The 11,805-nt window shown below is 46.0% G+C and carries 12 protein-coding genes and 1 tRNA gene; 9 read left to right on the forward strand and 4 right to left on the reverse strand.

All coding sequences use genetic code 11. The annotated features are described in order from the left end of the window. Positions 1 to 37: 37 nt before the first annotated feature. Together AB4405_RS22555 and orn are read right to left on the reverse strand one after the other, a co-directional pair. A tRNA-Gly gene (locus tag AB4405_RS22555) sits at positions 38 to 113 on the reverse strand. Positions 114 to 290: 177 nt separating this feature from the next. After that, entirely contained in the window at positions 291 to 836 is a 546-nt protein-coding gene (gene orn / locus AB4405_RS22560; protein ID WP_372062905.1) for an oligoribonuclease, read from the reverse strand. 97 nt (positions 837 to 933) lie between these two features. Here orn and rsgA point away from each other — a divergent pair, with 97 nt between their 5' ends. The 4 genes from rsgA to AB4405_RS22580 all read left to right on the forward strand — a co-directional run bounded on the left by rsgA (position 934) and on the right by AB4405_RS22580 (position 5,647). Then, positions 934 to 1,989 carry a small ribosomal subunit biogenesis GTPase RsgA gene (gene rsgA, locus AB4405_RS22565; protein ID WP_102471103.1) on the forward strand — a complete coding sequence of 352 codons (1,056 nt, stop codon included), beginning with the start codon at positions 934 to 936 and terminating at the stop codon, positions 1,987 to 1,989. 137 nt (positions 1,990 to 2,126) lie between these two features. Next, positions 2,127 to 2,999 carry an archaetidylserine decarboxylase gene (gene asd, locus AB4405_RS22570; protein WP_102471104.1) on the forward strand — a complete coding sequence of 291 codons (873 nt, stop codon included), beginning with the start codon at positions 2,127 to 2,129 and terminating at the stop codon, positions 2,997 to 2,999. Positions 3,000 to 3,227: 228 nt separating this feature from the next. Next, the gene (locus tag AB4405_RS22575) at positions 3,228 to 4,643 is read left to right on the forward strand and encodes a DASS family sodium-coupled anion symporter (RefSeq protein ID WP_372062906.1); all 1,416 of its coding nucleotides are present in this window, start codon (positions 3,228 to 3,230) and stop codon (positions 4,641 to 4,643) included. 110 nt (positions 4,644 to 4,753) lie between these two features. Then, on the forward strand, positions 4,754 to 5,647 hold the full coding sequence (locus AB4405_RS22580; RefSeq protein WP_372062907.1) for a DMT family transporter: 894 nt from the start codon (positions 4,754 to 4,756) through the stop codon (positions 5,645 to 5,647). Between the two features lie 105 nt (positions 5,648 to 5,752). Here AB4405_RS22580 and epmA read toward each other — a convergent pair whose 3' ends face one another. Further along, the gene (gene epmA, locus AB4405_RS22585) at positions 5,753 to 6,727 is read right to left on the reverse strand and encodes an elongation factor P--(R)-beta-lysine ligase (RefSeq protein WP_372062908.1); all 975 of its coding nucleotides are present in this window, start codon (positions 6,725 to 6,727) and stop codon (positions 5,753 to 5,755) included. A gap of 250 nt (positions 6,728 to 6,977) precedes the next feature. On the opposite strand from epmA, the gene frdA reads away from it, so the two are divergent. The 5 genes from frdA to AB4405_RS22610 all read left to right on the forward strand — a co-directional run bounded on the left by frdA (position 6,978) and on the right by AB4405_RS22610 (position 11,158). Further along, positions 6,978 to 8,795, forward strand: coding sequence for a fumarate reductase (quinol) flavoprotein subunit (gene frdA, locus AB4405_RS22590; RefSeq protein WP_372062909.1), 1,818 nt, complete (start codon positions 6,978 to 6,980; stop codon positions 8,793 to 8,795). Continuing rightward, complete coding sequence (locus AB4405_RS22595; protein WP_102471109.1) at positions 8,795 to 9,553, forward strand: succinate dehydrogenase/fumarate reductase iron-sulfur subunit; 759 nt, start codon at positions 8,795 to 8,797, stop codon at positions 9,551 to 9,553. The genes frdA and AB4405_RS22595 overlap by 1 nt, the downstream gene beginning before the upstream one ends. Before the next feature lie 2 nt (positions 9,554 to 9,555). Continuing rightward, complete coding sequence (gene frdC, locus AB4405_RS22600) at positions 9,556 to 9,939, forward strand: fumarate reductase subunit FrdC (protein WP_102471110.1); 384 nt, start codon at positions 9,556 to 9,558, stop codon at positions 9,937 to 9,939. 10 nt (positions 9,940 to 9,949) lie between these two features. After that, positions 9,950 to 10,312, forward strand: coding sequence for a fumarate reductase subunit FrdD (gene frdD / locus AB4405_RS22605; RefSeq protein WP_372062910.1), 363 nt, complete (start codon positions 9,950 to 9,952; stop codon positions 10,310 to 10,312). Between the two features lie 150 nt (positions 10,313 to 10,462). After that, positions 10,463 to 11,158: a hypothetical protein gene (locus tag AB4405_RS22610; protein ID WP_372062911.1), complete on the forward strand. Its 696-nt coding sequence runs from the start codon at positions 10,463 to 10,465 to the stop codon at positions 11,156 to 11,158. Positions 11,159 to 11,220: 62 nt separating this feature from the next. On the opposite strand, the gene efp is transcribed toward AB4405_RS22610, so the two are convergent. Then, the gene (gene efp / locus AB4405_RS22615; RefSeq protein ID WP_372062912.1) at positions 11,221 to 11,787 is read right to left on the reverse strand and encodes an elongation factor P; all 567 of its coding nucleotides are present in this window, start codon (positions 11,785 to 11,787) and stop codon (positions 11,221 to 11,223) included. Positions 11,788 to 11,805 lie beyond the last annotated feature (18 nt).

Below are 11,805 nucleotides of genomic sequence, written 5' to 3' on the forward strand. Positions count from 1 at the left end.
TTAAGTACCGTGAGAACTTACATCTTCCAAAGGAAAATGGAGCGATACATCGGGTTCGAACCGATGACCTCAACCTTGGCAAGGTTGCGCTCTACCAACTGAGCTAGTATCGCATTGAACGTCTTTCGTCGTTCAGGGCTGCGAATTATAAGAGCATTTTTTTGTGATGCAAGTCCTATCGATAAAAAACATTCATTTTTTTTCTGTTTGATGGAAAAGCACACAAAAATACCTTATTTTTCTTGAAACTAGGATAAATCAGCCCCGCTATAATTAATAAGAGTTACTCACTAAATCGAAAAAATAGTATCACGATAGTATTTAAGCTCTGCAATTGATTCACGAATATCATCCATAGCTAAGTGTGTACCTTGTTTAGTAAACCCGTCTAACACCTCTGGCTTCCAACGTCGTGTCAATTCTTTCAACGTACTGACGTCGATATAGCGATAGTGAAAGTACTGCTCTAGCTCAGGCATGTGTTTGTACAAAAAACGGCGATCTTGACCAATGCTGTTACCACAAATTGGTGACACGCCTTTGGGTACCCATTTTTCAAGAAAGGCAATCGTTTCTTCAATGGCTTGTTGCTCGGTGTATGAACTTTCTGTCACTCGATCAACTAACCCACTCGCCGTGTGAGTATTTGTGCACCAGTCATCCATTTTTTCCAATTCACTGTTCGGCTGATGAATCGCAATCACCGGGCCTTCAGCGAGTATGTTCAGCTGGCTGTCGGTAACAATACTCGCAATCTCAATGATTTTATGTTGCTCAGGATCGAGCCCTGTCATCTCCAGATCAACCCAGATTAAATTCTGATCACTAAAAGACATATCGCCCTCGTCTATTTGTTTTCTGCCAAAAGAGGTACTATACCGAAATAAATTTCAGTAACCCAAATGGTTTGATGCTTAGCATCATAGAATTATCGTGGCGAAAAAGAAAAAACTGACTAAAGGTCAAGTGCGTCGAGTACGCAGCAACCAAAGCAAAAAGCTAAAACAAGAAGAAGCCATACAGTGGGATGAATCCATGCTGGGATCGGTGAAACAAGGTTTAGTAATTACTCGTTTTGGTCAACATGCCGATATTGAAGACCTTGAAACTCAAGAAGTTCATCGCTGTAACTTACGACGAGGAATTGAATCTCTAGTTTCAGGGGATCACGTAAAATGGCGTGTCGGTATCGAATCCATGCATGGTATTTCTGGCGTTGTTGAAGCCGTAGAGCCTCGCACTTCTATCTTAACGCGTCCAGATTATTACGACGGTCTTAAACCGGTAGCTGCCAACGTTGACCAAATGGTGATCGTGTCTGCCATCGCGCCCGATCTCTCATTTAACATTATCGATCGCTATCTAGTTGCGTCAGAAACCCTGCAGATCGCCCCATTGTTGGTGCTAAACAAGGTTGATTTAATCGCGGAAGAAGATAAAGCGGCCATTTACGCTTCCCTTAATGCCTACAAAGGCATCGGGTATGACGTGGCTTTTGTGAGTAAAGAGACCGGCGAAGGCATAAAGGAGCTCGAGGGCTATCTACAAGGAAAAGTGAACATTTTTGTCGGGCAATCTGGGGTTGGAAAATCCAGCCTAGTCAATGCGTTGATGCCTGAGCTCGATATTGAAGAAGGCGTAATTTCGACAAATTCGGGGCTTGGTCAACATACCACGACAGCCGCACGTCTTTATCACTTTCCGTCCGGTGGCGATCTCATCGACTCCCCTGGCGTCCGAGAGTTTGGCTTATGGCACCTAGAGTCTAACGAGATTACAGAAGCCTTTGTTGAGTTCCGACCTTACCTTGGTGGTTGTAAGTTTAGAGACTGTAAACACCTTGATGATCCGGGTTGTATTTTGCGAGAAGCGGTTGAAAACGGCAATATCGCAAGAGGCCGCTTTGATAATTATCATCGTATTCTTGACAGCATGGTAGAAAACAAAGCGAACCGACAATACTCTCGTAGCAAAAAGGCAGACCTGTAAATTCATTTGAATTTGGAATGCATATTACGCTTAGTGTCAGTCCTTAAGCTTGACTAGGTACTGACATTTTACGAGATTTATTTTACTATCTCGCGCCCTAAACTCGAAACTCTCAATTAATGTTGGAATAGTAAGCAATGGATAAGATTAAAGTTGGACTTCAATATTGGATACCACAGCACGGACTAACCCGTCTGGTTGGTAAACTGGCATCGGCTAAAGCCGGTGGTCTAACAACAGCAATCATTCGTTGGTTTGTAAAACAATATAACGTCAACCTGGACGAAGCTCTGTACTCAGACCCCGCTCATTTCGACACGTTTAATGAGTTTTTTGTTCGTGAATTAAAACCTGGCGCCCGCCCTATTACAGACGGTGACCATGTCCTTGTTCACCCCGCAGACGCGTGTGTCAGCCAATTCGGTCCAATTGAAGATGGTCAGCTTATTCAGGCGAAAAACCATCGCTATACCGCTCAAGAGCTGCTTGGCGGCAATGAAAAGCTTGCGCAAGAGTTCACCGACGGTGAATTTGCCACGCTGTATCTGTCTCCACGTGATTACCATCGCGTACACATGCCTTGTGATGGAACACTTCGTCAAATGATTTATGTCCCTGGCGATCTATTTTCAGTGAACCCACTCACCGCAGAGAACGTACCCAACCTTTTCGCCCGAAATGAGCGAGTGGTTTGTATCTTCGATACCGAATTTGGCCCAATGGCACAAGTACTTGTCGGTGCAACCATTGTGGGTAGCATTGAGCTCATTTGGGCTGGGACAGTGACGCCTCCAACAGGCAGTTCAGTTCATACATGGGACTACCCAGCAGAAGGCAACAAGTCGGTGGTATTGAAAAAAGGCCAGGAAATGGGCCGCTTTAAGCTAGGCTCAACGGTCATCAACCTTTTTGCCAAAGATAGTGTTCACTTTGATGAAACGATGGTCAATACCGCAACAACCGTGATGGGTACGCCATACGCACACCGTGCCGATAACAGCGTCAACTAAATCACGCTTGTGTAATCTTGTTTAAAATAACGGCGCAGCTTTGCGCCGTTATTTATTCTTGCTTAACGCCGCTTTATCGATGCCTTTCAGCCATAATCGTTGACGCAAAACAACATTCCCACCAATAATTTACGCTTGTTTTCAAAACTCTAACGGCAGTCTAAGACCCTAGTACGATTATATTTTAATCTATCGAGTAGTTTGCTTTCACTCGAGATAACACTGCCTATGCTTAAGATAAATAACGGGATTTTGATCCGGCTTCTGATCTGTTTCATCATACCACTCGGGGTCTTAATGATGCCGATCGATGCCATACCTATCGACAACCTCACATTAATTCAGCATCGATTGCTCGCTATCTTCCTGCTCGCGGCACTCCTTTGGGTACTTGAACCTGTACCGGTCTTTGCTACCTCTATTCTCATCATCGCCTTAGAGCTGGTGATGATTTCAGATAAAGGCTTACACCTATTTCGTACGCCACCAGCGGGGCATGATCTTGGCGAATTGATGAAATACACGGATATCTTTAGCGCTTTTTCATCTCCTATCATTATTCTGTTCATGGGCGGATTTGCACTGGCGATTGCTGCATCAAAATACGAACTGGACAACAACCTCGCACGCGTATTACTGAAACCATTTGGTCATCAACCTAGATTCATCATGCTTGGGTTAATGCTCATTACCGCTGTTTTCTCGATGTTTATGTCCAATACGGCGACCACTGTCATGATGCTGGCTTTACTCGGCCCCATTGTGGCTTCTGCCCCTAAAGGCGATATTGGCATCAAAGCGTTAGTGTTATGTGTCCCTATTGCAGCCAACACAGGGGGAATCGCGACACCAATAGGTACGCCACCGAATGCCATTGCCTTGCAATACCTTACCGGAGACAACACCATCGATTTTCTTCAGTGGATGATGATGGGACTGCCGTTTGTCATTATTCAGCTGACCATTGCTTGGTTCCTGTTGCAGCGTTTTTTTCCATCATCTCAAGATAAAATGGTTTTGAGGTTAAACGGTAAATTCCAAAAAAATTGGCGAGCCATCGTTGTCTATGTCACCTTTGCTAGCACCATCTTGCTTTGGATGACCACCAAACTACACGGCATGAATACCTACGTGGTTTCCATCATTCCACTGGCTGTTTTTACACTCACCGGAATCATGGGTAAAGAAGAGCTAAAGCTGATTAACTGGGATGTACTCTGGCTCGTTGCTGGGGGGATTGCGATTGGCATTGGGCTTGATAAAACAGGGCTTGCCGTAGCGCTTGCTCATGCCATCGACTATGAGTCATTATCGCCAATGGCGGTCGTACTCACACTGTCTGTCGTCTGCTGGTTAATGGCCAATTTCATGTCAAATACGGCTACCGCTAACCTGCTCATGCCAATTGCAGCTGCAATTGGTGCCTCGATGGAGAGCCTTGCCAGTATCGGCGGCCTGCAGGGGCTTTTGGTTGTGGTCGCCTTCTCCGCGTCTCTCGGTATGATCCTGCCCGTTTCTACGCCGCCTAACTCCCTCGCCTATTCTACCGGCCTTATTGAGAGTAAAGACATGGCGAAAATGGGACTTATCCTTGGGGTAATTGGCTTGCTTATCGTTTATACCGCCGCTTGGATTCTCACCTAACCCTATAAGTGCAGCGAAATTCATCGCGTCGGATGGATTTCGTTGCACTTTGAAGAGGCGCATAGTACAACCTGTTTATCGATAAGACTTCGAATTGAATAGGGAAACTCATGGGGTTTGAGTGGTTTGCGCTTATTGCCGCTTTTTTATGGGCAGTATCCAGTATTATTTCTGTCACGCCAGCGCGCCATCTTGGCTCTTTTGCCTACAGCCGATGGCGAATGGGGTGCACCGCGCTCATCTTAACGACCATGGCCCTACTCACCAGTGGCTGGGGCAGTGTCAGCTATCAACATATCACGCCTATGGCACTCTCAGGCTTGATTGGCATCTTTATTGGCGATACCGCCTTGTTTGCCTGCTTAAATCGAATGGGGCCTCGACAAGCAGGATTGTTGTTCTCTTGCCATGCTGTCTTCTCCGCCATTCTTGGTTACTTTCTATTTTCTGAAACCATGACGCCAATAGAGTTGATGGGCTCTGCATTGGTGTTCTCTGGCGTCGCAACCGCCATCTTCTTTGGGCGCAAACAAAATAAAGCGTCAACAAACAGCTTAGAGGACATTCGAGGTAAAGCATCCGTGGGTATCGCGCTAGGCATTACAGCAGCGCTGTGTCAGGCTTTAGGCGGTATTATCGCAAAACCAGTGATGCAAACTGCTATCGACCCCGTCGCGGCTTCAGCCATTCGTATGATCACCGCCTTTGTCGCCCATAGCTTGTTTTGGCTAACAGGTGCGAAACTTGCTAAAAGCCTTCGTCCCATCACCCTACCCATTTTTGGAATCACTGCGCTCAACGGGTTTCTTGCCATGGCAGTCGGTATGACCTTGATTCTCTTTGCTTTGCAAACCGGTAATGTTGGTATGGTGGCGCTGCTTTCTTCCACGACACCTATCATGGTATTACCATTACTTTGGTTATACACCAAACAACGCCCTAACCGATACGCGTGGTTAGGTGCGCTACTGGCCGTCTTAGGAACCGGTATATTGGTAACCTAACCCTCATGGGTAGTGCTTTTCGGTATTAAGCCTTATCGCTCCAAGCTACATAAGCTACTAAGTAATTAAGCCATTAAGCCATTAAGCCATTAAGCCATTAAGCCATTAAGCAATAGGAAACGGAAAGGCGGTCACTTGATCAATATGTTCCGCGCCGACAGCCAACATAATCAGTCGGTCAATACCCAATGCCACACCCGCACATTGTGGCAGGCCGGCTTCAAGTGCAGCAATCAAATGGTAATCAATGGGCTGCACAGGTAAGCCCATTGCCACTCTTTTTTGATTGTCTTGTTCAAAACGTGCAAGTTGCTCTTTCGGGTTATCCAGCTCATGAAAGCCATTAGCAAGTTCAATTCCCTGATAATAAACCTCAAAGCGATCGGCGACCCTTGGATCATCGGCGTTAACCTTCGCCAGCGCCGCTTGTGACGCTGGAAAATCATAAACAAAAGCAGGCGTGTTCGATCCAATCGTCGTTTCTACCCCGACACTAAATAACAATTGCAATAACGTATCCCTGTCCTCTTCTATGTCAGCGATATCAGACAACCCTAAGGTGCTAGCCGCGACACGCAGCTGCGACATGGAAGCCGTTAACGGACAAACATCCAGAGCTTGAATGAACGCTTGTTGGTAAGTCATTCGTTCTGCTTGTGTTCCACCTAACACCATCATCAATAACTCGTCCATTTCGTCCATCAGTTGATGATGGTCATACCCGACTCTATACCACTCCAACATGGTGAATTCAGGATTATGGTGACGGCCATTTTCTTCATTACGAAATGCCTTGCCGATTTGATAAATCGACCCGCTGCCCGCTGCCAACAGTCGCTTCATGTGAAATTCCGGGCTTGTCATGAAATACAGTACCTGTCCATCGGCGTACCCAGGCCCGACAAATTCGGTTTTAAACGTCTGTAAGTGCACATCGGTCACCGTGGCGTGACTCATGGCTGGCGTCTCGACTTCCATCACTGATTTTGATAAGAAAAATTGACGTATTGAGTGCATAATTTCGGCACGTTTTTTTAACAGAGGCATTGATGCTGTTGGCTGCCAGTCACTGTAAATCATAATCAAACTCATTAGCTGTAGTTATTGATAATTGTACAAACTTGAAGAACTCACCTGATTATAAGTGACGTTAGTCACACATCATATAAATACTATGCTTCTCCATGCATTTCCGGTGAAAAAACCTAACTCAATCAATTTTTTTGTAAAAGGGGTTCTCTACTATAACCCTTAGTTTTTATCGGCTTATTTAAAGCCTAATTATTACCCGCGAGTTCCCTCGCATTCACCCTCACACTGGAGGATAACTGTGAAGACAATTACCACAGATATCGCAGTCATCGGCGCTGGTGGCGCTGGTCTTCGAACTGCTATTGCAGCCGCTGAAGCAAACCCTGAACTGGACGTTGCTCTTATCTCAAAAGTTTACCCTATGCGCTCGCACACTGTTGCAGCAGAAGGGGGATCTGCCGCTGTAATCAAGGATGAAGATAGCCTAGACAATCATTTCAACGATACCGTTGGGGGTGGTGACTGGCTTTGTGAACAGGATGTTGTTGAGTATTTTGTAAAAAGCGCAACAAAAGAAATGATCCAAATGGAGCAATGGGGTTGCCCTTGGAGCCGTAAAGAAAACGGTGAGGTCAACGTACGTCGCTTTGGCGGAATGAAGGTCGAACGTACATGGTTTGCGGCAGATAAAACCGGCTTCCATATGCTACACACGCTCTTCCAAACCTCAATGAAGTACGAAAAAATCAATCGCTTTGATGAGTATTTCGTGGTTGACCTTCTTGTTGTTGAAGGCGAAGTTCAAGGGCTTATCGCCATTCATATGTCTGAGGGTGAGCTAGTCACCATTAAAGCCAAATCCGTGGTGCTCGCAACAGGTGGTGCCGGTCGTGTTTACCACTGCAACACCAATGGTGGCATCGTAACGGGCGACGGCATGGCGATGGCGTATCGTCATGGTGTTCCACTGCGTGACATGGAATTTGTTCAATACCACCCAACTGGGCTACCAGGTACAGGGATCTTAATGACGGAAGGGTGTCGCGGTGAAGGCGGTATTATTGTCAATAAGAACGGCTATCGTTACCTCCAAGATTATGGCATGGGTCCAGAAACCCCTGTCGGTGAGCCAAAGAACAAATACATGGAGCTAGGGCCTCGAGACAAAGTGTCTCAGGCATTCTGGCATGAGCAGCAAAAAGGCAACACTATCAAGCACCCGCTGGGTGATGTCGTGCACCTAGACTTACGTCATCTCGGTGAAGAATACCTTCAAGAGCGCCTGCCATTCATTTGTGAACTAGCAAAAGCCTACGTCAATGTTGACCCCGCTAAAGAGCCGATCCCTATCCGTCCAACGGTTCACTACACCATGGGTGGTATCGAAACAAACGGCCAATGTGAAACTCGCATCCAAGGTTTGTTTGCCGTTGGTGAATGTGCCTCTGTGGGCCTACACGGTGCAAACCGTTTAGGGTCGAACTCCTTAGCTGAGTTTGTTGTATTCGGCCGTGTGGCCGGTGAACAAGCCGTTGAGCGCGCAAAAGCCTTCAAAGGCTGGGATGATGCCGCTATCGAGAAGCAAGTCGAAGCCGTAGAAGCTCGTATTGCTGCACTAATGAACCAAAGCGGCGACGAGAACTGGGCTGACATCCGTACTGAAATGGGTCATACCATGGAAGCGGGTTGTGGGATCTACCGCCAAGAAGACTTGATGCAAGCCACTCTTGAAAAGATTGCTGAGCTCAAGCAGCGTTACAAGAATATTGGCATTAAGGATAAAGGAAAAGTATTCAATACTGACCTGCTTTACGCTATCGAGGTGGGCTACGGATTGGAAGTTGCCGAGGCCATGGTGCACTCAGCAATTCTTCGTAAAGAGTCTCGTGGCGCGCACCAGCGTTTGGATGATGGCTGCACCGAACGTGATGACCAAAACTACCTAAAACACTCACTCGCATTCTTCCAAGAAGACAGTGCTCCAAGTATTGATTACAGCGATGTAAAAATCACTAAATCTCAACCGAAAGCTCGTTTATATGGTGAAGCAGCAGAAAAAGCCGCCGCTGAAGAAGCAAAAACCAATAAAGAAAACAATGCAGAGGAGCAAGCATAATGTCAGCAAATCGCATTCAGAAAATTGAAATCATGCGTTATGACCCAGAAAAAGATTCTGAGCCACGCATGCAAATGTTTGATGTCCCGTTCGATGAAACCATGTCTGTACTCGATGCTATCGGTTACATCAAAGACAACCTCGATAAAGACTTGTCTTATCGCTGGTCTTGTCGAATGGCGATCTGTGGTTCTTGTGGAATCATGGTCAACGGCGTACCTAAACTGGCATGTAAGAGCTTCATACGCGACTACCCTGGCGGCGTTAAAATTGAGCCATTAGCCAATTTCCCAATCGAAAAAGACTTAATTGTCGACATGACGCCATTTATTGAGCGCTTGGAAGCGGTTAAACCTTATATCATTGGTAATCCTCGCACACCTGAAGATGGCGCCAATATACAAACGCCTGAGCAAATGGCCAAATACAAGCAATTTGCTGGCTGTATCAACTGTGGTCTGTGTTACGCCGCCTGTCCTCAATTTGGCTTAAATCCAGAGTTTATCGGCCCAGCCGCATTAACAATGGCACACCGCTATAACCTCGATAGCCGTGATAACGGTAAAAGTGAGCGAATGGCACTGATCAATGGTGAGAATGGCGCTTGGGGATGCACCTTTGTTGGCTACTGTTCTGATGTTTGTCCGAAGAACGTTGACCCAGCAGCGGCGGTTAACCAAGGTAAGATTGAGTCTTCAAAAGACTTCGTCATTGCCATGCTTAAACCCGATGGCTCACCAAAGAATGTGGAGGCATAACGATGAGCAATAGAAAACCTTATGTTCGCGAAATAAAACGAACATGGTGGAAGAATCATCCTTTTTACCGATTCTACATGTTGCGTGAGGCCACGGTCTTACCGCTGATCTTATTCACCATCTTCCTAACCTTCGGTTTAGGCGCGCTTGTAAAAGGGCCTGAAGCTTGGCAAGGCTGGCTAGATTTTATGGCCAACCCTCTGGTGATCGCGATCAATATTGTTGCGTTAGCGGGCAGCTTGTTTCACGCTCAAACGTTTTTCAGCATGATGCCTCAAGTTATGCCGATTAAAATCAAGGGCAAAGCCGTCGAGAAGAAAACCATCGTGCTCGCACAATGGGCGGCCGTTGCCGCAATTTCTTTAATTGTGCTGATTATTGTCTAAGGAGACCACTGTGATTAACCAAAACCCTAAACGTTCAGACGAACCCGTATGGTGGGGACTATTTGGCGCTGGTGGCTCATGGTTTGCCATGATCACTCCTGTGACCATTCTTGTACTGGGCATTCTTGTTCCTATGGGCATCATCGATGCCGAAGCACTCAGCTATGAACGCGCGGCTAATTTTGCCACCAGCTTTATTGGTGCTTTATTTGTGATTGCCACGCTAGCCTTGCCAATGTGGCATGCTATGCACCGCCTTCACCATGGCATGCATGACCTCAAGATCCACGCTGGAGTCGCAGGCAAGATTGTTTGCTATTTCTTTGCGGGTCTTATTAGCGCATTAGCAGTGATATTTATCTTTATGATTTAAAAGATTAATCACCGAAAAAGGCAGCGATTAGGCTGCCTTTTTGTTATCCGTTACGTAGTGACCCGTCATCCATCCAGACAATCCCTTACATTCCTACATTCCCCCTCCCTATACAATCCGCAACGATTCATAATAAAAAGAGATATAACAATGAAAAAGTCTATTTGCGCACTTATTATTTCAAGTGCTCTTTTTGGGTGTGGTAGCACCGTTGATATGAAAAAATCAGACGCGGTTTCAGCACAACCAGAGCTCATACTGAAAACCGATGGCACATTTTGGGGATTCGGTCCTGAAGGTTCATTCGATATAGCTGGCCTCTATCAAGGGAAATATTCACGCAGCGCCTCCACCAGCTCTTGGTTTAATACCGTCAATAATAACCAAGGGGATATGGTTGCAGAGGTGACTCGCATTGACAGTGGGGAAACGTGGACACTTATATGCAGTGGCGGTGGCACAAGTGTTGATGTTGGCAGTTTTTCATTTGGTGGTAACGACCCTTACATTTGCCAGATTAATGAAGCAGGGCAAACCATTGGAGAGTATGAAGTGGCACAAAAATCCGAAGCCATCAGCCTATCAACCACGAAAAAAGAAATCGGCTTCATTCGGCTCCGCAAGACACACTTCAATGTTGAATCTATTCACGAGGGTGAGGGACTATTGATGAGTGTTGAACATCCACTTGGCTACAGTTTTAGTCGCGGTAGTCAAGAGATTGCAGCCGCGCAAACCAATGGCGCGATAACGCTTCAAACACTGGCAAACTTGCCCGATTCAGAGATGGATACCCTTATTCTGGGGACGGTAGCGAGTGCATTAGGTTGGCGTCCGCAAGACTAAGTGCTTCTGTTCCAACATTAAAAAAGGTCGCCTCAGCGACCTTTTTTATTAATGAAGTGACGTTACTTAACACGACCTACATATTCTGCAGTACGAGTATCAACTTTCACGACTTCACCAATTTGAATAAATAGTGGAACACGTACAACGGCGCCAGTGATTAGCGTTGCTGGCTTACCGCCTGTACCTTGTGTATCACCTTTAAGGCCAGGATCCGTTTCTGTCACTTCTAACTCAACAAAATTAGGTGGTGTGACTGAAATTGGATTATCATTCCACAATGTAATCATACATGCGTTGTTTTCTACTAGCCATTTCGAGTTATCACCCACAGCTTTTACGTCTGCTGCGATTTGTTCGAATGTCTCGCTGTTCATAAAGTGGTAGAATTCACCGTCTGAGTATAGGTAATCTAGATCGATATCCATGACGTCAGCGACTTCAAAGCTCTCGCCTGACTTAAATGTTTTCTCTAACACCTTACCAGACAGTAGTTTACGAATTTTAACACGGTTAAATGCTTGACCTTTACCTGGCTTCACGTATTCGTTTTCTAGAATTACGCAAGGCTCGTTGTCCAGCATAAATTTCAAACCGCCTTTAAATTCATTCGTGCTAACAGTAGCCATTGTATCCTCTTAGTATTC

Source organism: Vibrio sp. 10N.261.51.F12 (assembly GCF_041471725.1).
Lineage (GTDB): Bacteria > Pseudomonadota > Gammaproteobacteria > Enterobacterales > Vibrionaceae > Vibrio.